13 protein-coding genes are annotated in these 22,033 nt (G+C 73.2%); 8 read left to right on the forward strand and 5 right to left on the reverse strand.

Going from position 1 to position 22,033, the window contains the following annotated elements:
- The first annotated feature begins 178 nt into the window (after window positions 1–178).
- The 4 genes from OG689_RS34805 to OG689_RS34820 all read left to right on the forward strand — a co-directional run bounded on the left by OG689_RS34805 (window position 179) and on the right by OG689_RS34820 (window position 9,878).
- Window positions 179–7,705 (forward strand): DNRLRE domain-containing protein, encoded by a 7,527-nt coding sequence (locus OG689_RS34805; protein WP_266325005.1) that lies wholly within the window; start codon window positions 179–181, stop codon window positions 7,703–7,705.
- Complete coding sequence (locus OG689_RS34810) at window positions 7,702–8,199, forward strand: hypothetical protein (protein WP_266325007.1); 498 nt, start codon at window positions 7,702–7,704, stop codon at window positions 8,197–8,199. The genes OG689_RS34805 and OG689_RS34810 overlap by 4 nt, the downstream gene beginning before the upstream one ends.
- Window positions 8,200–8,287: 88 nt before the next feature.
- A complete protein-coding gene (locus OG689_RS34815; RefSeq protein ID WP_266325009.1) occupies window positions 8,288–8,698 on the forward strand; it encodes a hypothetical protein in 411 nt (136 codons plus the stop codon).
- Complete coding sequence (locus OG689_RS34820; protein WP_266325011.1) at window positions 8,661–9,878, forward strand: glycosyltransferase; 1,218 nt, start codon at window positions 8,661–8,663, stop codon at window positions 9,876–9,878. Before OG689_RS34815 ends, OG689_RS34820 begins: the two co-directional genes overlap by 38 nt.
- Window positions 9,879–10,077: 199 nt before the next feature.
- Here the strand turns inward: OG689_RS34820 and OG689_RS34825 are convergent, their stop codons facing one another.
- Window positions 10,078–10,602: a nuclear transport factor 2 family protein gene (locus OG689_RS34825; protein WP_323189354.1), complete on the reverse strand. Its 525-nt coding sequence runs from the start codon at window positions 10,600–10,602 to the stop codon at window positions 10,078–10,080.
- A 266-nt stretch (window positions 10,603–10,868) separates the two neighbouring features.
- Between OG689_RS34825 and OG689_RS34830 the strand changes: the two genes are divergently transcribed.
- Together OG689_RS34830 and OG689_RS34835 are read left to right on the forward strand one after the other, a co-directional pair.
- Complete coding sequence (locus OG689_RS34830; protein ID WP_266325013.1) at window positions 10,869–11,348, forward strand: hypothetical protein; 480 nt, start codon at window positions 10,869–10,871, stop codon at window positions 11,346–11,348.
- A gap of 56 nt (window positions 11,349–11,404) precedes the next feature.
- Window positions 11,405–15,541 (forward strand): hypothetical protein, encoded by a 4,137-nt coding sequence (locus OG689_RS34835; RefSeq protein WP_266325015.1) that lies wholly within the window; start codon window positions 11,405–11,407, stop codon window positions 15,539–15,541.
- Between the two features lie 170 nt (window positions 15,542–15,711).
- Here OG689_RS34835 and OG689_RS34840 read toward each other — a convergent pair whose 3' ends face one another.
- Window positions 15,712–17,286, reverse strand: a complete 1,575-nt coding sequence (locus tag OG689_RS34840; RefSeq protein ID WP_266325018.1) for an adenosine deaminase — start codon at window positions 17,284–17,286, stop codon at window positions 15,712–15,714.
- Window positions 17,287–17,750: 464 nt separating this feature from the next.
- Here OG689_RS34840 and OG689_RS34845 point away from each other — a divergent pair, with 464 nt between their 5' ends.
- Both OG689_RS34845 and OG689_RS34850 read left to right on the forward strand, forming a co-directional pair.
- Window positions 17,751–18,272 carry a SigE family RNA polymerase sigma factor gene (locus OG689_RS34845; protein WP_266325020.1) on the forward strand — a complete coding sequence of 174 codons (522 nt, stop codon included), beginning with the start codon at window positions 17,751–17,753 and terminating at the stop codon, window positions 18,270–18,272.
- Window positions 18,269–19,168, forward strand: coding sequence for a hypothetical protein (locus tag OG689_RS34850; RefSeq protein ID WP_266325022.1), 900 nt, complete (start codon window positions 18,269–18,271; stop codon window positions 19,166–19,168). The genes OG689_RS34845 and OG689_RS34850 overlap by 4 nt, the downstream gene beginning before the upstream one ends.
- Window positions 19,169–19,402: 234 nt before the next feature.
- Here OG689_RS34850 and OG689_RS34855 read toward each other — a convergent pair whose 3' ends face one another.
- The 3 genes from OG689_RS34855 to OG689_RS34865 form a co-directional block, all read right to left on the reverse strand.
- Window positions 19,403–19,843 carry a hypothetical protein gene (locus OG689_RS34855; protein WP_266325023.1) on the reverse strand — a complete coding sequence of 147 codons (441 nt, stop codon included), beginning with the start codon at window positions 19,841–19,843 and terminating at the stop codon, window positions 19,403–19,405.
- Window positions 19,844–20,062: 219 nt separating this feature from the next.
- Entirely contained in the window at window positions 20,063–20,470 is a 408-nt protein-coding gene (locus OG689_RS34860; RefSeq protein ID WP_266325024.1) for a PPOX class F420-dependent oxidoreductase, read from the reverse strand.
- A 238-nt stretch (window positions 20,471–20,708) separates the two neighbouring features.
- Complete coding sequence (locus OG689_RS34865) at window positions 20,709–21,566, reverse strand: hypothetical protein (RefSeq protein ID WP_266325026.1); 858 nt, start codon at window positions 21,564–21,566, stop codon at window positions 20,709–20,711.
- Window positions 21,567–22,033: the final 467 nt, after the last annotated feature.

Below are 22,033 nucleotides of genomic sequence, written 5' to 3' on the forward strand. Positions count from 1 at the left end.
ACGCCGCCTCTGTCTCATGCCGGACATGGTCACGCAGGACCGAATGGCTTTCAGCGGCGGCAGAAGGCTATGTGTTCTTCGTGGCCATGTCCGGCCGGCCACTCTTGAGAGAAGTTCGATGTCTCGACGGTCGTCGGCCTCTCCCGCATTCGCGGGCGGGGCCTTTTCCATGCGCCGGATGCGACGAATATCGTCGCTCGCGGCCCTCGTGCTGCTGGTACAGACCGGCGTGGTCGTGGATGCGCTCACCGCGCCCACCGCCACCGCCGCACCGGCACCACAGGTAACAGCCGCTTCCACCGAAGCTCCTGACGAGGCGTCCGCGCTGTTGTCGGCGCGGTTGCAGGGGCACAGGGTCGAGGTGACCGGCGCCCGCACGCCCACCGTCACCCTGTGGGCGAACCCGGACGGGACGCTGACGCAGATCCAGGCCACGGGCCCGGTCCGGATGAAGGTCGGCGAGGCGTGGGTCCCGGTGGACACCACGCTGGTGCAGACCCCGGACGGGAAGGTCGCGCCGAAGGCGCACCCCGAGGGCCTGGTCTTCGGCGGCGGGGACGCCGGGGTGACGGTCGGCGACAAGCTGCCCGGAACCGCGACCGCACCGGCGACTCCGAGCCCGAGCCCGAGCCCGGTGTCGCCCGTACCCACTGCGAGTGCCGGTACGTCGACAACCGGACCGGGTACGACACCGAGCGGTGTCCCGGCCACGGCGCCCGCCTCCAAGACGCCGACGTCCACCGCACCCGCGTCCACCGCGCCGACGGCCGCCACGAGCCCCGCGGCCGCGCCGACGGCGACGGGGTCCGCCCCCGCGGAGGCCGCGCGTGCGTCGCGCGGCGCCGCCCGGGCCGCGGCGCCCGCCGCCGAGTCTACGGCTCTGGTTCCGGCGGAGCGTGAGCTGGTGAAGGTCGGCTCCGGTGGGCAGGAGGTGAAGTTCGGCTGGCTGGGCAAGTTGCCCCAGCCGCGGCTGGAGGGCAGCAGGGCCACCTACGTCGACGCCCGTCCGGGCGTGGACCTGGTGCTGCAGGCGACCCGGACCGGCTTCGAGCAGTTCCTGGTCGTCAGGGACCGCTCGGCGGTGTCCCAGGCGGGGACGCTGACGCTGCCGTTGGACACCACCGGCCTGAGCGTCGCCGCGCAGGCGGACGGCTCGATCCAGCTGCTGGATTCCGCGGGCAAGCCGGCGGTGAAGATCCCGGCGCCGGTGATGTGGGACGCCAGGCTGGACGAGGGTTCGGGGGAGTACCTGCACCGGGCGCCGGTGGCGATGGAGCTGCGCGGCCAGGGTACGGACACCGAGCTGGTGTTCACCCCTGACGCCGCGTTCCTCGCGGATGCGGCTACGCAGTTCCCGGTGACCGTCGACCCGTCGGTGGACCTCGGCGTCGCCTTCGACACCTTCGTTCAGAAGGGCGTCACCAGCGACCAGTCGTCGTCCCCGGATCTGAAGCTGGGCACCTACGACGGCGGCGCCACGACGGCCCGCTCGTTCCTGCACTTCCCGTCCGGTCCGTACGCGGGCAAGCAGATCCTCGGGGCGAGCCTCAACCTGTACAACTTCCACTCCTACTCGTGCACCGCCGCCGAGTGGGAGGTCTGGGACACGGACTACGCCCAGACCATCACGCGTTGGGACTCCCAGCCCTACTGGGGCCGGGAGCGGGCCTGGAGCACCCAGACCCGCGACGTCGACTCCGGCGACCCCCAGCAGTGCACCAACGGGGACGGCAGCGGCTGGGTGTCGGCCGACATCACCGGCCTGGTCGCGGAGTGGGCCGCCAGCGGCAAGGACGTCAACGCGCTCGGCCTGAAGGCCGACAACGAGACGAGCAATAACGGCTGGAAGCGGTTCTTCTCCTCCGAGGGCGACGCCCCGCCGTACCTGTCGGTCACCTACAACACCCCGCCGGCCGCCCCGCAGACCGCCATGACACCCTCGGTGCCCGGCGGCGTGCAGTGGTCCTCCGCGGCGAATCCGACCTTCACCTCCTACGCCTACGACGCCGATCCGGGCGGCCAGGTGTGGGTGGACTTCGAACTGTGGACAGCCGAGGGCCGCGTCGGAGCGTTCAACCGCCAGGTGCCCAACGGCACCGTCGTCGCCGTCACCCCGACGGACTTCGGCGTGCCACGCCTGGACGAGGAACGCCAGTACGCCTTCCGCTCCCGCATCTACGACAACTACCTGCACTCCGCGTGGTCACCGGACCTGACGGTGCGCGTGGACACGGTGAAGCCGGGGGCGCCGTTCGTCACCTCGGGCGACTACCCGTCCGACACCGCGTGGCACGGCGCCGCCGGACAGGCGGGCACCTTCACCTTCACCACCCCGCAGAACAGCCCCGACGTGGTGGGCTACGTCTACTCCGTGGACGGCGGCTCCCAGGCCGAGGCCGCGGGCACGGGCGCCGCCACGGTCTCGTGGACACCGCCCACCGACGGCCACCGCGTCCTCAAGGTGCAGACCAAGGACCGGGCCGGCAACCTCTCCGACCCCACCACCTACGCCTTCCAGGTCGGCCGCGGCGGCATCAGCTCGCCCGTGGACGGCTCCCAGGTCGCCAAGCGCGTCAAGCTCTCCGTCGACGCCCAGAGCGACTTCAAGCGCATCAAGTACCAGTACCGCCGCGGCCCGGGCGCAACCGAGTACGACGTCCCCGTCGCCAACCTCACCAAGGCCGACAACACCCCCGTCACCGACGCCAAGCCGCGCCTGGCCGACCTCGGCGGTTGGGCGAACTGGACGGTCGTCGACACCCTCGGCACCGTCGGCGGCATCGTCCAGGTCCGCGCCCTGCTGTTCCCCGAGGACGGCTCCGGCACCGGTTACGCCACCGGCTGGAACACCATGACGGTGGACCGCAACGCCGACGGCGCCGCCGGCACCACCGTCGGCCCCGGCTCGGTGAACCTGCTCACCGGTGACTACTCCACCGACGTCACCGACGCCGACGAGTTCGGCATGTCGGTGGCCCGCACCTCCTCCTCCCGCGGCACCGGACGCGGCTGGCAGCCGCAGGCCGAGCGCCTGACCGCCAACCAGCACCAGATCACCACCGACCTGACCGGCATCGCGGCGGGCCAGGCGACGCTGGCCCGCTCGACCGCCCGCGGTCACGACACCTCCACCGACTCCCTGCTCGTCGTCCCCACCGGCAACGACAGCTACGCGGCGCTCGGCCCGGAGTACACGCTGGGCCAGAACATGAAGCCCGGCCGCACCTACCGTCTCACCGGCTGGATCTACGTTCCCGGCGCGACCGGCCTGAACCCGACCGACGCCGGGCGTGGCCTGCGCCTGCTGGGCTTCCAGCGCACCCCCGCCGCCGGTTACACGTTCGTCAGCTCGGCGAAGGCCGGTTTCACGGACGGCTGGCAGCAGCTGTCGGTGGACATGGCGGTTCCCGCGGATGCGACGGAGGCGTGGTTCCGCCTCTACAACGGCTTCGCGGGCGGCTCCGGCAAGGAGGTCTACTTCGACGACCTGTCGGTGAAGGAGATCGTCGCCCCGTTCGGCCCGCAGTGGGCCGGCGGCCCGGACGCCGGGACGGGCTCCGACTACCGCTCCCTGTCGTTCCCGCAGTCCGACCTGGCCGAGATCAAGGGCAACGACGACTCCGTCCTGACCTTCGCCAAGGCCCTGGACGGCACGCTCTGGCCCGAACCCGGCGCGGAGAGCCTGTCGCTGAAGGCGACCGGCGCCGGCACCTACACCCTGACGGACCTGGACGGATCGTCCACCGTCTTCACCGCCCCGTCCGGCTCCGACATCTATCAGGTGACCACCGAGACCGGCCCCGAGGCCGCCTCGCAGACCCGCTACGTCTACGACACCACCGACGGCCGCGCGCTGCCCAAGCGCGTCATCGCCCCCGTCGAGCCGGGCGTGGACGACACCAACCACTGCACCCTCGACCCGCTGCCGCGCGGCTGCGAGGTGATGGACTACGACTACGCCACCGCCACCACCGCAACCGCGAGTGTGCCCGGTGACTTCACCGACCGGATCCGCTCCGTCAAGGTCTGGTCCTGGAACCCCGACACCTCCCAGCAGTCGGCCGTCGAGGTCACCCACTACACCTACGACAGCACCGGGCGCCTCGCACAGGTCTGGGACCCGCGCCTGGCCACCCCGCTGAAGACCTCCTACACCTACGACAGTGCGGGCCGGGTCACCCGGATCACGGCCGCGGGCGAACTCCCCTGGGACTTCGACTTCGGTCCGGCCGGCTCCGACCTCGACCCGGGCCGGCTCCTGAAGGTCCGCCGCGCAACCCTCACCCCGGGCAGTAAGAACCAGGTCAACGGCGAGATCGGCACCAAGGTCGTCTACGACGTCCCGCTGACCACCGGCGCCGGCGGCCCCTACGCCATGTCCGGCGCGGACACCCGCACCTGGGCACAGACCGACTCACCCACCGACGCGACCGCCGTCTTCGGCCCCGAGGACGAACCCGGCACCAACACCGCCGGTGCCACCACACCCGGCAAGGACGGCTACAAAAGCGCCACCGTCCACTACCTCAACGCCTCCGGCAACGAGGTCAACACCGCCACCCCCTCCGTCACCGCAGGCGGTGACATCGACACCACCGAGTACGACCGCTACGGCCACGCCGTACGCACCCTGCAGGCCACCAACCGCACCATCGCGCTGGGCACCCACCCCGACGCGGCGCGCTTCGCCGCGGAGCTGAACCTGCCGGCGGACTCCGCCTCCCGCGCGCAACTGCTGGACTCGCGTACCACCTACACCCCGGACGGTCTGGACGTCGTCGAGACCCTGGGTCCGCGCTACAGCGCCCTGCTCACCGAGAACATCGCGGGACAGAGCACCCCGGCCAGCCAGCTCTACGAGGCGGAGAACCTCGTCCAGCTCGGCACCACCGCCACCGTGCGCACCGACACCAACGGCTGCTGCTCCGTCACCTGGTCCGGCGCCGGCCAGCTCGGCATCCGCGGCACCAAGGTCGGCGACAGCGACACGGTGCGCATCTCGGTCCCCGAGGAGGGCACCTACCAGCTCGGCGGCCTGCTGACCAAGGCCTCCGACCACGGCATCTTCCAGTGGACCATCGACAGCGACCCCACCCCGGTGGGCGGGCCGATCGACGGCTACGGCACCGGCGTCAGCGTGCAGCCCTACACCGCCGGCACCACCAAGTACCTGACCCGCGGTGACCACCAGCTCACCCTGACCTTCACCGGCACCAACCCCGCCTCCACCGGCGAGCGATACCACGCCGGCATCGACACCGTCACGCTCACCAAGAGCACCCTGAACGCCCCCATCGCGGCCGGCACCAAGGTCACCGTCCGCGACCACAACACCAACACCTACGACCAGAACAAGCCCGACGGGCAGGCCTACCACCTGGTCACCACCGCCACCGACGGCGCCCGCATCGACGGCTACGCCGCCGACGTCGAACAGCGCGTCACCAAGAACGGCTACGGCGCCCCGATCGGCGGCACCCCCGGGTGGACGCTGAAGAAGGCGACCTCGGTCACCACCGACGCGGCCGGTGCCAACCTCACCACCAGCACCCGCTACGACGCCTCCGGCCGCACCGAGGAGACCCGGGTACCCGGGTCCGCCGCCGCAGACGCCAGCACCGTCACCACGGCCTACTACACGGCCGGCAGCAACCCGGCGGCCGCCTGCGCGGACCGCCCCGAATGGGCCGGCCAGCCCTGCACCACCGGCCCGGGCGCGGCGGTGACCGGCGCGGACAGCACCCGGATGCCGACCACCCTGCCCGTCAAGCAGGTCACCCGCTACTCCCGCACCGGCAAGGCCGAGGAGGTCACCGAGACCAACGCGGGCAAGAGCCGAACGACGGTCACCACCTACGACGCGATCGGACGGACCACCTCCACCGCGACCACCGGCACCGAGGGCCAGGCCGTGCCGAAGGCCGACACCGAGTACGACCCCGCCACCGGCGCCGCGGTGAAGACCACCGCCGCGGGCAGGTCCGTCACCACGGTGAAGGACATCCTCGGCCGGGTCATCTCCTACACCGACGCGGACGGCGCCACCACCAGCACCGAGTACGACCGCTACGGCAAGCCGACCAAGGTCACCGACCCCACCGGCAACACCGTCTACACCTACGACCGCGCCCAGGAACCCCGCGGCATGGTCACCTCCGTCAAGGACAGCACCACGGGCGAGTTCACCGCCAGGTACAGCCCCGACGGACAGCTCACCGAGCAGACCTACCCCGGCGGCATCGTCCGCAAGGACACCCTGAACGCCTCCGGCAAGCCGGTCGCCCGCTCCTACACCCGCACCTCCGACAACGCGGTCCTCTGGTCCCAGAGCAACGACCTGTCCACCCAGGGCCAACTGGTCAAGGACAGCACCACCAACGGCACCAAGGCCTACGGCTACGACCGCCTCGGCCGCCTCGTCAAGGCCGAACAGACGTCCGTCACCGGCGGCTGCACCACCCGCACCTACACCTACGACACCCACTACAACCGCACCGCCAGGGCCCAGTCCCCGGCGGCCGCCGACGGCGCCTGCAGCACGGCCGGGGCCACCACCGAGACCCACACCTACGACAGTGCCGACCGGATCACCGACCCCGGCTACACCTACGACGCGTTCGGCCGCACCCTGACGACCGCGACCGCAGCCACCGTCACCTACCGCGTCAACGACCTGGTCGCCTCCCAGGAGACCGCCACCACCCGCCGGACCTGGACACTCGACCCGGCCGGCCGCCTCGCCGCCTGCACCACCGCGACCAGGCGGCCCGACAACTCCTGGGCACCGGCCACCGCCAAGCTCAACCACTACGGCGACACCGGCGACAACCCACGCTGGACCGTCGAGGACACCACCACCGGCACCTGGACCCGCAACACCTCGGGCCCCGACGGCAACCTCACCGCCACCAGCACCAACACCGGAGGCATCACACTCCAACTCACCAACCTCTTCGGCAGCGTCGTCCTCACCACCGACACCGCCCTCACCACCCCCGTCCTCGCCGACTACGACGAATTCGGCAACCCCGCCCAGGGCCGGACCACCAGCCGCTACGGCTGGCTCGGCGCCCAGCAGCGCTCCGCCGAAGCCCAGGACGGCATCGTCCTCATGGGCGTGCGGCTCTACAGCACGAGCACGGGACGCTTCCTCTCCGTCGACCCGGTCACCGGGGGGAGCGCCAACGCCTACGAGTACAACTACGCTGACCCGATCAACCGGTACGACCTGGACGGCAGGAGCAGCTGGTTGGGCAGGCTGATCCGGCCGACGCCGACCATCTCGTGGACGGCTGTCGCCAAACTCGCCGGACGCAAGACGCTCTCGACGGGGAAGCAGGCCTACCAGTTCACCAGGCTGGTAACCAACCGCCTCACCGTGCTCGGGGTGAACTACGCGACACGCACGGCGGCGCCGTTCCTGGGCTACAGCTGCTCGTCGGCCCCGTCCATCATGGTCTGCAAGGGCGGCTGGGGCCTGCACTCCCGCGGCGGAACCACGCTCGGATCGACCTACTTCACGGACAACAACCCGCGCCACGTCGAACCGGATCGGCTTGAGCACGAGCACATCCACACTCTGCAGTGGCTGCGGTATGGTCCCCTCTTCCCGTTCAGGTACTTCTCCGCCGGAGTCAACCCATGCACGAACAGGTACGAGCAGCAGGCAGGTTGGCAGAAGGGCGGCTACACGCAGTGTGGGTGAAGGGCATCAACGCAACGGTCAGCGTGCTGGCATGCCTGATGGGCCTCTCGGGGTGCGTCATGTCGGACCCGGACGGGTTCGTCTTCGGATTCCGGGTGGTGGAGGGGCAGGTCGAGGTGTTCCTACCGATGTGCCCGGACGACCGATTGGAAAGCATCCGGGCCGCTGACGCCAGTGGGGAACGTGTGGAACTGTTCACCGCGGCCCACCCCACCGCCATCCAGGCGGGCAACGGCAACCTCATCATCCATGACACCCGTGGCTGGGCGCCGGAGGGCTTCGAGGACCGCCAGGTCTTCAATCCTGCGGCCGGCATCCCACGTCTGCTTTCAGTCCGTTATCGCCACACTGACGGCGAGGCTTCGGGCGATGTCGCCGACATGGACAAGGTCACGGCAGCGGCCCTGGAGCCCGACCAGTACTGGACCGACAAGGGGCCCATGACGGCGGAGCAGATCAGTCGGCAGTTCCACTGCAACAAGCCGACCTCCTAACGCCGGCAGGCCTTGAAGCAACAGCCCTTGGCCCTCCCGCCCCGGGAGGGCCAAGGGCATCGCGAGAGGGCAGCTCAGAGTCTGCATCATGCCCGCCAGCAGCACGCGCCCCCCGCTCAGCCGGACCAACCACCTGGACCAGGCGTCGGGACGCCGCCATCAACACCATCGCCGCGTGAGCGACGGATCAGTCCTGGCCCCGTTCCAGCTGGATGAAGGCAGCGAATCCGACCCCTCCCACTCCCTCCGTCTCATCGACGGCGACCTGGAGCAGGTCGCCGACATCTTCGAGGAGCACAACGCAGAAAGCCACGGTCACGGTCGGGACGGCCTGGTCGTGTCACTGGTTCGCTCGCGGGACCAGGGCGGGCAGACCTCGCCGACGGACGGTGCCCGCGGCCGCGCGGGCTCCGCGGCCGCGGGCGGCGCCCGGCGCGGCGTCCGTCGGGGAGAATCACCGTATGCGGATCCTCATCATCACCGCCGGTTCACGGGGTGACGTAGCGCCGTTCACCGGGCTTGGGCGGCGCCTGCTGGACGCCGGGCACGAAGTCGCCGTGGCTGCTCATCCGTCGTTCGCCACGCTTGTCGCGGGGTGCGGCCTCGGCCATCGGCCGATGCCGGGCGACCCGCAGGAGCTGATCCGGGCCTGGGCCCGGGCGGCGTCGCGGGCGGAGGTCCGGGCGCTGACGGCGGCGTACGCGGACGGGCTCGCCGACGGTGTGGCGACCGCCGTGGCGGCCGGGACCGACCTGGTGCTCACCGCCTTCGCCCCGGCGCCGCTCAGCCGGGCGGCCGGCGACGCTTTCGGCGTCCCCGTCATCGAGACCCACCTCGTACCCGCCTTCCCCACCAGGGAGTTCCCGTTGCCCGGCGCGCTCGACGCCGAAGGTCTGGGACCGGCGGGCAACCTGGCGGCGGGTCGGGAGACGGTGCGGCGCCGGGACAACCTCTTCGCCGGTGCCGTGGCCCGGCTGCGGGCCCGCCTTGGGCTGCCGGCGGACGCACCGGCGGAGCCGGCAGGGGGCGGCGGGCCGGTCTTCGCCGGCTTCAGCCCGCTGGTGGTGCCGCGACCGGCGGACTGGCCGTCCCAGGTCGAGGTGACGGGCTACTGGTGGCCGCCCCGGCCGGACGGCTGGCAACCCCCGGCCGAGCTGGTCGACTTCCTCCAGGCCGGCCCGCCACCGGTGTTCATCGGCTTCGGCAGCATGGCACCGGGCGAGGGGGAGCGACTCAGCGAGCTGGTGGCCGCGGCGGTGAAGCGGGCGGGTGTGCGCGCGGTGGTGCAGGCGGGGTGGGCCGAGCTGGGCGGTGGGGGCGACGACCTGCTGGCGATCGGCGACGTCCCGCACGACTGGCTCTTCCCCCGTACGGCCGCCGTCGTGCACCACGCCGGGGCCGGTACCACCGGAGCCGCCCTGCGGGCCGGGGTGCCCGCCGTACCGGTGCCCGTCATGGCCGACCAGCCGTTCTGGGCGGCCCGGCTGCACCGGCTCGGGGTCGCCCCCCGGCCGCTGCCCTTCCAGGACCTCGGCGCCGAGAACCTTGCTGCCGCGATCACGGCCTGTGTGAGTGAGCCGACCCACCGCCGTCGCGCGGCCGAACTCGCCCGCCACATCGCGTCGGAGGACGGCGCGGCCGCCGTGCTCGCCCACATCGGCACCGAACGCGACCGGTGAGAACGAAGCACGGACCGACCTCGGCGAGAGTCGACCTCCCGCCGGGCGTCGGTCCGCAGGGGCACCGCCGAGTCGTTGCTCGGGCTTCGCCCACCGGTCGACCCTGCACGGCTGCGGCGCGGCCCCGACCCACCGGCCCGCTCCGCAGCCGTGACGATCCACGCACCGGCGGCCGACGGCCTTCCGATGCCCGCTCCCGTCACGGTCGCAGCGCCTCGGCGACGGCCAGGGTGTCCCAGTAGAACGGGTGCATCTCGGTGATGAGCCCGTCCCGGACGGTGATCAGCTGCATGACCGAGGTCTCCAGGACGCGCCCGGTGGCCCGGGCGCGCAGGCGGCCCCGGTTCAGCACCACGACGGCGTCCGCACCGACCACGAACCGCTGTTCCAGGAACTCCAACGACTCCCACGCCGCGCTCATCGCGGCCATGAACTCCTCGATGCCGTCCGGCCCGCGCCAGGTGCCCCCGTAGGGCAGCCCCGGTGCCTGGTGCATCACCACCTCGGGGTCGAGACACCTGGCGAGTTCGTCGAAGCGGGCGTGCCCCCGGCCGCCGGCCGCGATGTACGCGGCCTCGGCTGCGTAGAACCTCTGCAGCACGGCGAAGGCACCACCGGGGTCGGGCTCGGGCAGGGGCTCGGGTTCCGGCTCGGGCGGGCTCGGCCGCGGCTGCGCCGCGGCTGTCGTGATCGGGCCGGGGTCCGTCGTCTTCTCTGCGGTCACCGCTCCATGGTGTCGACCCGAGCGGGAGCGCACCGGCGGCAATCGGACGTCGCGTTCGCCAGGCGGCCCGAGGCGCCTCCCGGGACGGGGCTGCCGGCGGTCGTACGAGCTTTCCGACGATACGTCGGGGCAATGATCGCGGCCCTCCTGATCACCTCGCGGAAGGCCCCGCGCCGGTCGGACCACGGCCGTTCGATTCCCGCTCGGCGGCAATGATGGCACCATGTCAGGAGCCCCAGTCGGGCGATGGATCCGAGGAGGACGCAATGCTCGCCGAGTCGATGGTGGCACTGGCCGGTGCGGGGGGTACGGCGCTGGTCGGGGCGATGGCCACCGATGCGTGGCAGTCCGTCAGGACGGGCGCGGCCAGGCTCTTCGGGCGGGACGGGGAGAGCCGGCACGACGCCGTCGCGATCCGGCTGGAGCACGACGCCGATCTGGTCGTGCGGGCCCAGGACCCGGACCGGGTGCGCGGCGCCCTGGCGCCGGCCTGGCAGATCGAGTTGGAGTCGCTGCTGACGGAGCGCCCCGAACTCGCCGCCGAGCTGCAGGCGTTCGTGACCCGTACCGTCGCCGCCCTTCCCCGGGCCGAGCAGAACTGGACCCAGAACGTGACCGCCCGGGACCACGGCCGGGCCTACGGATCGCTCGGCGGCAACGTGGTGGTCCACGAGTCGGGGCAGGCCGACCCGCCCCGACCGCCGGCACCCGACCGCAGCGAGGAGGCGGCCGAGGGGTCGTCGTGATGGCGCCGGGCGACCCCGGCACGCCGGACGAGCCGCCGCGGCGGATGGATCAACGGGTGGTCGCGGAAGCCGGGTTCGCCTACGGCGCCGTCGGCGCGGACATCCACGTCCTGGGCGACGGCACGCCCGTCTACCTGCTGCAGAACTGGCGCCCCGAGGAGCCCGCGGACGGCGGCTGGCTGCGGGAACTGCCGAGCCGGATGCTCAACGCCCGCTGGGAGGTGGTCGGTTTCACCGGGCGGGCCGGCGAGCTCGCCGGGTTGCGCTCCTGGTGCGCGGACGGCCCCCGGCTGGCCGTCCGGTGGCTGCACGCGCCCGGGGGGCAGGGCAAGACCCGGCTGGCCGCCCAGCTGGCCCGGGAGATGGCCGCCGAGGGCTGGAAGATCGTCACCGCCGTCGAGGGCCCGGGCTCCGTCCTGCCGCCGCCGGGCAGTCAGGATCTGCGCCTGGACGGCGCCGCCGGCCTGCTGCTGCTCGTCGAGTACGCCGACCGGTGGCCGCTGTCGCACCTGACCTGGCTGCTCAGCAACGCGCTGCTGCACAGGCCGACGGTCCCGGCGCGGGTCCTGATGATCGCCCGCGACACCGGGCCCTGGCCGGCGGTCCGCGCGACGCTGGCGAACCACCGGGCGGGGACCTCGTCCCAGGCGCTCGCCGCGCTCGGCGAGGAGGACGACCCCGAGGGCCTGCGCGGCCGGATGTTCCTCGCCGCCCGGGACGGCTTCGCCGCACAGTACGGGGTGGCGCCGGAGGGGACGGCGCCGCCGCCCTGGCTGGACGGACCCGAGTTCGGGCTGACCCTGGCCGTCCACATGGCGGCCCTGGTGTCCGTCGACGCCCGGTCGACAGGGCGGCGGACACCGACCGACATGGCCGGGCTGACCCTCTACCTGCTGGACCGCGAGCACCTCCACTGGGCCCGTCGGCACGGCGACGGCACCCACCGGCTCGCCGGCCGGGAGTCACCCGGGCCGCCTTGGGTCACCCCGCCCGAGGTGATGAACCGGGTGGTGTTCACGGCCACGCTCACCGGCCCCCAGCCGCCCCCGGACGGTGCGCGGGCGATCGGGTGCCTCGATCTCGCCCTGCCCGCCGACCGGGTGCTCGCCGACCACGCGAGCTGCTACCCGCCCGCCGATCCCGCCCGCGCCACCGTCCTCGAACCGCTCTACCCGGACCGCCTCGCCGAGGACTTCGGCGCCCTCACCCTCCCCGGCCACCTCGCCGACTACCCGGCCGGGCCGTGGGCGCCGGCCACCCTCCGTGCGCTCGTCGAGGGGCTGCCGCACCCCGGCTGGGTCCGGCGTGCCGTCAACCTGCTGGCCGCGGCCGCCGGGCGCTGGCCGCACGTCGGGGCCGAGCACCTCTTCCCGCTGCTGCGCGAGCGGCCCGAACTCGCCGTCGAGGCGGGAAGCTCCGCCCTGAGCGCCCTGGCCGCGCTGCCCGGCGCCCCGCTCGACCTGCTGGAGGCCGTGGAGTCACGGCTGCCCGGTTACGAAATCACCGACCTGGCCCCCGGAGTGGCGGACCTGGCCTGCGCGCTGGCAGAACTGCGGCTGGCCCGGACGGACGACCCGGCGACCCGGGCCGCGATCCATGCCGGCCTCGCGGTGGCGCTGGTCGGCGCCGGCCGCTACCGCGAGAACCTCGCCGCCCTGCAGGAGGCGGCCGGACTCTACCGGCCGCTGGCGGAGGCCGACCCGCAGACCTTCCAGGTGAAGTTCGCCAATGTGCTCTCCAACCTCGGCAACCGCCTGGGGCGCTACGGCCGGCAGCAGGAGTCGCTCGCCCTCTCCCTCGAAGCCGTCGACATCGCCCGGCGGGTCGGCTGGCTGGACGCCGACGCCCCGGTGTCGGCCGGTGGCGCGCTGCTGGTCAATCTCGCCGGCCGGCTGCACTCGGCCGGCCGCACGGTGGAGGCCCTGGAGACCGTGCACCGGGCGCTGGAGATCTTCTGGCAGCTGTCCAGGACCGACCCGACCGAGGACATCCACCTGGCGCCCTGCCTGGTCAATCTCGCCTCGCGGCTGCCGATCAACTACCTCCGGGGCAGGGGCTCGCTGGTGGCCCTCGAGCAGGCTGTCGTCCTGTACCGCCGCCTCGCGGCCGACGACCCGTCCCGCCACGAGGCAGGCCTCGCGTACGCCCTGACCGTGCTGGCCGGGCAGGTCGCCAGTTATCACCGGATGCTCGAGTCATTCGCCAGGGCGATGCCGGACAGCACCGACCGGCCGCCCGTCACCCCCGGCTGGCGACAGCGGGCGGTGGACCTCGCCACGGAGGCGGTGGGCATCGACCGTCGCCTGGTGGCCACGAATCCGGCCGTGATCGATCTCCAACTGGCGGACGGGCTCCGGGTGCTGTCCAGCACCCTGGCCACCGCCGGCCGGCCCGACGAGGCCGCCGCCGCGCTGGAGGAGAGCATGTTCGTCCGGTCCCGTCTCGCCGACCCGGCCTCGGCCGTCGCGGACGAACCCGTCGCGGACGAACCCGCCGAGGACGCGGACCCGCCGGACCACCGGGCGCTGTCGATGGCGGGCATCCGCGCCGGCGTCACCCTCTTCGCGTACCTGGCGGAGAGCGACCCGCAGACGTACCGGGACGGGCTGGCCGAGGCCCTCGAAGTGCTCGGGGCAGCCGCGGCGTTCGACCGGGAAGGGCTGTCCGAGCGCGAGGCCGTCCTCCCTCGCTGGCGGCAGCTCGCGGACGAGGACCTCCCGGCCTACGGCCCTGGCCTGGTCAGTGCCCTGGCCCTGATCCGCTCCCAGCAGCACACCGCGGGTCTGCTCGAGGAGGCCGCGCGGACCGCCGAGGAGTCGGAGCGGTGGGCGGCCCGGATCGCCACCGTCGAGGAGGAGAAGGAGCGGCGCCGCCAGGCCCCCCGGATCCCCTGGGGGACGGCCGAGGACATCGACCGCGAGGCGCGGCGCCTCACCGCGGCCGAAGACCCCGCCGCCCTGTGGGCGCTCGTCCTGTCCGTCCCGCCGGCGCACGGCGTCCGGCTCGCCCGCGCGCTCCTCCACCACCTGCCCCCGCAGGACGCCGCCGTACGGTCACTGGCGGAGCGCCTCGCGGCGGCGGAGCCGCCCGTCGTCCCGTCCCCCGACGCCGTCGGCGCGCCGCGCACCGCACTGCCGACCTACTACGGGGACGGGGAGGGCATCTCCTTCGCGCACGGCCGCCCCGCGCTCACCTTGCGCGGCACCCAGTCGGACGGTGCCTGGGGGATCAGCGCCCTCGACCTCACCAGCGGCCGCCTGCGGCGGCTCCACCGCGGAGACCGGAACGAGTGGATGTCGGTGGCCTGCCTGGGCCCGCGCCACGCCGTCGCCCTGCGCGGCCTGCCGCATCCCCCCGACCTGGAACTCGTCGTGCTCGGGCGCGGCCGCGAACAGCGGGTCGCCTGGGGGGACGCCCTGCGCAATGCCCGGGTGCTGGCAACCGCCGGCGGGTTCGTCGTGGGCCTGGGCCTGATGCGTGCCGTCCTGGTCGGCACCGGGTTGGACGTCCTCGAGTCGATCCCCATGGCCGACACCGGGCTGCGGCGCTGCGACCGCCTGGCCGTCGACCCCACGGGTACCAGGATCGCCCTGGCCGACGGCTACCGGATCGTGGTCGCGGAACTGCCCGAGGCGCGGGTCATCGCCACCGTCGAGGCGGACGACGCGCTGGATCCCGTCTTCCTCGGCCCCGACCGGCTGTTCACCGCCGGCGCGAACGGCGGGCTGCGCCGGTGGGAGCTGCGCGGCGGGGAGCTGGTGCCTGCCGGCGAGGTGGCCACGCCGATCCTGGAGTACCTGTTCGCGGTGCCAGCCTGGAGGGTGGTGGGCGGCTGGGCGTTCGCCCGGCCGCACTTCTTCGACTCGCAGACGCTGCGGCCGGTGCCGGAGCCGCCGGCGACCTCCGGTTTCCAGGCGCCGACCATGACCTGGAAGCCCTCGACGGACGGCCGGTTCGTCGTACACGGCGGCTGGCACCCGCAGCCCGAGGCCGAGGAGGGGCTGCGCACCGTGCACTACGACCTGCGGCACCCGCTGGCCTGGCTCGACCGGCCGGCGGCGGCGGTCACCCTGGCGGACCTGCCGGCCCTGGAGGAGGCCGTCCGCCGCGCCGACCGCAAGCTCCGGCCGCTGCTGCGGCTCCTGCGGGACATCTGCGTCCACCGCCTCTCGGCGGGCGGGACCGCCGACTGAGCCAGTCCCGTCGGGGGCACCAGATCGAACCCCGGCCGCCTGCCTCGAGGGGTCCCGTCCGGTCCGGCCCGTTCCCTTCCGTCCCGAGTGCCGGGGCGTCCCCGCACCGTCAAGGCCGCTGCCGGGGCCCGTCGGACGGGCCCCGGCAGCGGCCCCGTCGGGCCCTGCGGTCAGCCTTCGCGCTGCAGCACGGCCGCCTCGAAGTCCCGGAAGCCGCACTCCTGCTGCCACTCCTGCTCGGCCTTCGGGCTGGACGCCAGCAGGGCCTCGCAGCCCGCGCTCGGGTGGGCGCTGCCGAGCTCGTCGGACGCGCACTCCGGCACCGGCGCGAAGTGGTCGCGGTCCCGCCAGAGGCTGCGCCCGGACAGGAAGCCGTACTCCAGCGAGTTCCGGGCCAGGTCCTTCAGGTCCCGGTAGTCGAGGTCGTAGCGGGTGGTGGCCTTCTGGTACTCCTCGGTGATGTCGCCGCGCGAGACCCCGGGGTCGTCGGTGGCCAGGGCCGTCGGCACCCCGTGCCGCCGGTACAGCGGGAACGGGTGGTCCGGGCCGGAGACCTGGAGGATCTGCTCGTTGCTGGTCAGCGGCACCTCGATCAGGGTGTGCCGCTCGGCCAGGGTGCTCAGCAGGTCGGCGGAGTCGTCCTCGTGCACCACGTCCACGCCGTGGCCGATCCGCTCGGCGTGGCCGGTCAGCACCGCCTGTCGGATGTGGAAGCGCAGGTCCTCGGGCTTGACCAGCCCGGGTACCAACTCGCCGGCGTGCAGGGTGATGTGGGCCTTGGGGTAGAGCGGGTGGAGGAAGTCGAGCATCTGCATCTGCAGGTCGTAGTTCTCCAGCGAGGCCGGGTAGTCCTCGGGCTGGACGAGGTTGACCGCGACGAACCGGTCGTCCTGGCTGGCCAGTTCCATGCCGAGCATCAGCTGGGTGAACACCCGGGCCGGCGTCGAGGCGCGCGAGGCCTGCGAGATGAGCCGGACGGTAACGGCGCAGCCCGCGGCCGGTCGGTCGCTCCCGCAGTTCGCGGTGGCCTGGTACTCGGCGAACAGGCGGTCGGCCTCGCCCCGGGCGTCGGCCACGACCTGCGCCATGCCGTCGTCGGCGAGCAGCTTCTCGCGCATCGCGGCGAGGTCGGGGTCGAAGCCGACCTTCGCGGCGAGCGCCGCACCGCTCGACGAGGCCGGGGTCAGCATGGTCTCCAGGTAGCTCTGCTGCTGGGCGGCCATGCTGTCGGTGACCTCGGCGAGCATCCGGCCGGGGTGGCGCCAGCTGGCCTCGCCGAACTTCCCGAAGGTGGCGAAGAAGTGGTCGTGGCCGGACTCGGCGCCGGGGACGAAGTCCTGCATCGACCAGGCCCGGATCACTTCCTGACGGAACGCCTGGTCGGAGATCGCGTCGCCGGCCGGACGGGCGGTCGCCGAGCAGGGCGCCACCTGCGCGGTGAGGGTCGCGGTGTCGATGCAGAGCCCGTCCTCGGTGGCGAGCTGGATCAGGAGCTCGGTGGTGACCGCGCCGGAGAGGTGGTTGTGCAGGTCGCCGCCCTTGGGCAGGTCGTGCAGGAAGTTCCGCAGCGCCTGCGGGTCGTCCCGGACGGTGTCCAGGAAGGCGTCCACCCGGTGCTCGGCGGAGCCGCGCAGGGCCGTGCCGGTGGGCAGCGGCGCCGCCTGGGCGGCGGCCGGGAGCAGGGGTACGAGCAGCGCGGCACAGGCGGCGACCGCGGCGACGGTGGTACGACGTAGCGTGATCATGGCCGTATGCTCGCGGGCGATCGCCCCACCGGTCGCCCTCATCGGCGCCTGTCCCGGACATACCACCCGGACGGGCGAGCGGTCGGTAGCTGTGGTACGACGCGTACGTCCGAACCCCCGCAGGTCCGCCCGGGCCCGCCCGCTGCGCCCGGGTGCCTTGCCGTGCGGACCTGCTCGACCGAACCGGTCGACGCTTCGTCAAATCGCGCAGCCCCGGCTTCGTCCGACCGGCGCGCCGCGTTCGAAACGGGCCCCGCCCCGGTCCGGGGCCACCGGGCGGGCAGCGTGCACCGTGCGCCACCGGTTCCGGCCGGACGGCTGGGAGGCCGAGGGTAACGGTTGGATCACGGGTGCCCTCCGCGTGCAGCAGCGCCGGGGCACCCCACGTCAGGTCGGTGGAAGGAGCCGGAGCGGCTCCAGGACGGGGGCAGTCATGCTGAGGAACCACGCGCGGAGGGTCGCCCATGCGCGGCAGTGACATCGAGGACTACACGTCGTTCGTCCGGGCGCGGTCGGCGGCGCTGTTCAGGACGGCGCTGCTGCTCACCGGGGAGCGCCACACGGCCGACGATCTCGTGCAGTCCACGCTGGAGCGGGTCTACCGGAACTGGCGACGGGTCCGCTCCGCGGACGTGCCCGAGGCGTACGCGCGCAGGATCCTGGTGAATCTCGCCAACGACCGCTGGCGCAGGCAGCGCAGTCACCCGGAGGCGCCGCTCCCGGACGACGCCGGTGGCGGACGGGTCGATCCGTACCAGGGCGTCGACGTGCGGGACGAGCTGATGCGCACGCTCCAGACCCTGCCGACCAGCATGCGGACCGTCCTGGTGCTGCGGTACTTCGAGGAGCTCAGCGACGTGGAGATCGCCGGCCTGATGAACACCTCTGCCAGCACGGTGCGATCCCAGGCCAGCCGTGGACTGGCGAAGCTCCGGTCGGTCGTCGACCGGAACACCCATCACACACCTTCGGGAGGGGCGGTATGAAGGACTTCGACCTGGAGGGCGAACTGACCGCGGCCATGCTCGACCGCGCGGAGCAGTTCCCTCCCCGTACGTACGAGGTGGACACGCTGGTCGCGGCGGTGCGGCGGCGCCGTCGCCGGCTCGCGGCCGGTGCGGCCGCGGCGCTGGCCGTGGTGGTGATGAGTGCCGGGCTGGTCCCTCAGCTGGGGCACGACCGCGGATCGCCCACGGTGCGGGTGCCCGCCGCTCCGACGTCGCCGCAGGCGTCCTCCCCGTCGGGCACCCCCTCGCCCCGGCCTCCTGCCGCTTCGGCCCCGGCTGCCGATCCCTCGGCGACGACGCGCGCGCTCTACCTCGCCGCCCTGCGCTATCAGGATCCGGCGACCCGTGGCGGCGTGGACCTCGACACGGTGGCGGCGCTGTTCGTCGACGCCGACACGTACCGGCGGATCTGGGGTACCGACGCGCGCGGGGTGACCTGTGGAATCACGGTCGACGGCGTCCTGGCGGCCGGCGAAGTCCGGCTGTACCAGGGAGCCCGGCCGCTCGGCAAGGTCGCCTCGCTCGAATTCGACGGTGCGGGCGCGGTGCGCTCGGTGAGCTGCAGGGCCGACACCACGTCGGGCCGGGGGGACGATCCGAGCGTCAACGGCTTCTACGGCGGCCTGGTGACGGCCACCCGGTCCGGTGACGCCTCGGCGCGGCCGCAGCTCGCCGAGCGGTTCCTGAGCGCGGCGTTGCGAACCCGAGGGGGCGCCACCGCCGGCACCTGTTTCACCGACGCCCCCGGGTTCTGGTTCGCGGACGATCCCTCCTCGGCGACCCTCCGCCACGGGTGGAGCGTGACGCTCAGCGACGGCCGCCGATTCCCGATCGACGTCGACGAGCAGGGAAAGATCGACACCGCCTGCGAGTGAGAACCACCGGTCATGTCCCCGGCCCGGACGTGGGTGCGGGCCGGTCGGGTGACGGCAGGACGGCAGGGGTTCGGCCTTGCCGTCCTGCCGGTCCTGCCGGTCGTGACGGGTGGCCGGCAGGCGGCCGGCCGCCCACCGGCCCGGTGCGCGTCCGCTCCGGGCCGGTGGCGGTCTTCGCTGATCGCGGCGGGCCGACGGTTCGGTTCGCCGCGCGTGCGCGCCGGTGACTTCCGGTCAGCGGCGGCCGGTGGCCAGGACGACGAGGAACTGGCCGCCGCCCGCCTCGACGTCGGCGGTCACCGGCAGCCCCGGCACCAGGCGGGAGAACCGGTCCACCAGCCAGTCCGCCGCCTCCTGGGCGTCCTTCCTGGTCGGGCAACGGCCCACCATCTCGCGACCGCCCTTGCGCTCCAGCCTCCCGGCCACGGTGATCAGCGGCGCGGGTTCGACCACGTACAGGCGGTCCGGCCAGGCGATGACCACCTTGACCGCGCCCTTGCGGCTGTTGCACCCGCGGTGCGCGAGCCGCTCGGTGACCTTGGCCTTCCGGTCGGCGGTCCGGCTGTCGACGCTGGGCCCCCGCTGGTCGTTCACCGACTTGTCGGGGTCGACGGGCTCGTCGCACACCCAGCACCGCCAGCCGTCGCGCTCGGCCACATCATCAAGGAGACTCATTCGAGCAAACTAGCCTGCCCGGCCGCCGTCCCGCGCACCAGGGCCTCGGCAAGTTGCCCACCGGTCGAACCGGACACCGGCAGGTGGGAGCCGTGCGGCCGGCGCCCGGCCGAGGTGTCCGGTGTGCTCCCGGCCGGGCTCGCGTTCGGGCGCCGGGCGCGGCGGACCCCGGGGCCGGGGGCAGCCGGGTGCTCGCTCCGGTGGGTCTCCGGTGGGTGCTCAGAGCGAGCCGACGACCTTGCGCGGGGTGACGCGGACGACGACGCGTTCGCTGTCGTGGGCCGATGCGGGGTTGAAGTCGGCGTACTCCTTGCCGGAGTACTTGCGGGAGAGCTGGTTGATCAGCTCCTGGCCGCCCTCGGTGCTGAGCGCGGCCGAGCCGCGGATCTCGGCGTAGCTGTAGGGGGCGTTGTGCGGGTTGATCAGCACGGTGATGCGCGGGTCGCGGCGCAGGTTCGTCTCCTTGCGGCGGCCGACGGTGGTGGAGAGGAGCAGGTCGTTGCCGTCACGGGCGAGCCAGGTGACGGAGACCTGCGGGCTGCCGTCGGGCTGGATCGTGGCCACGGCGGCGAAGACCGGGGTGTCGTCGATGATCTTCCTCAGCTCTTCGGAGAGCACAGCTGACACAGTCGGGTTCCTTCCCTGGGGATGCCGCCCTCATCGGGTGAGAGGCAGGCACAGCTGCTGGAGATCCTTGCACTCCGAGTGACCGAAAAGCCGTTCCCCGTGGCAGGCCGAGGGGGCGGCGCAGCGGCCCGGAGCCCGCCAGGAACGGCAGGGCGGGGCACCGCAGGACAGGGAGCCGATTCACCCGGACGGGTGGCCGCTGCTCCGTCGGGACCGGCCGGCGACCGCGTCGCCGGGCTCACGGTCGGGACGCACCCGGCAGGTTCCGTCGGGTGCGAAGCCAGTACGAGCGGGCCGCGACGATCAGGGCGATCCCGTACCCGGCGAAGGCGGTCATGCCGATCCAGGCCGCGAGCAGGAGGTCGTGGGTGGAGTGGAAGTCGTCGCTGCGCATCGTGACCACCCCGGCGGTGGCGAGCGCCGTGTATCCGGCGCCGATCACGCCGTACGGGGCGAGGGTGGCGGCGCCGATGAGCGCCGGGGTCAGCGGGAGCCAGCGCGGGACGCGTCGGCCGCGCAGGACCGGTGTCCAGCGGGGGAAGACCGTGCCCCAGGGGCGGACCAGCCCCCAGAGCAGGAAGACCCCGAGTGCGGCAAGCAGCGTCGTGCCGTCCACACCCCAGGACTCCAGGGTGAGCCACATCCCCGAGGCGCCGTTGCGCCTGGACATCTCGATTCCCTCCGGCCCGGTGACTCCGGCGAAGGTGCCCCCGGTCGCCCAGATCACCTTCATCACCGCGTACGGCACGAACGCCGCCGTCCCCGCGCAGGCGGCGATGTGCACCGGTCGGGAGGCCGCCGAGGGCTCCCGGGCGGCGACGGTGGCCGACGTGCGGCGGTCGGACCACGCGGTGGCCGCGAGCAGGACGACCCCGGTCGCTGCCGACGCGTGGTTGGCGGCGGCCGGCCAACTGTCCACCCCCTCAACGAACATCAGCGTGACCACGTCCATCAGCAGGCTGAACGCCGCGATCGCCGCCAGTCCGCAGAGGACCTGGAGCACGGCCCGCAACGCCGGCCGCATCCGGTACCGGACGACCGCCCCGGTGGCCAGTGCCGCCAGCCCGCCGAGCGCTGCGACGGTCCAACCGGTCACGGAGGGTCCGGCAACACTCCCGTGCCCCACCAGCGGGGTCCCGCTCAGTGCGCAGGCCACGCCGAAGGCGCTGTACGCCACCGCCCAGCAGATCGTCGCGCATCTCACCCGACGCGTTCGCCGCTGCTGCCCGTTGAGCCGAAACATCCTCGTCGTCCGCATCCCGTCGGTCATGATCCGAGCGTGGCAGCGGCAGCCGTGGCAGGGCGTCGTCCGCCCGAACGACGCCCTCCCGCTGCAGGGTGAGAGACCCGGCGGGCTCAGTGCGAGGAGTACGCCCGGGAAGGCCGCCGGGCCCGGACCGCCGGACGCTGTCACCCCGGAGCCGCCCGGCTGTCACCCCGCTGCCGCCGGGCCCGGGCCGTCGCGAAATCTCCTGGCCGACGGCCGATGAGTTCCGGCCCCGCCGCCGGTATGTATGGGCGAGTTCGCCGGAACACCCCGGGCGGACCGGTCACAAGGGAGAA

The sequence above is a fragment of the Kitasatospora sp. NBC_00240 genome (assembly GCF_026342405.1).
GTDB lineage: Bacteria > Actinomycetota > Actinomycetes > Streptomycetales > Streptomycetaceae > Kitasatospora.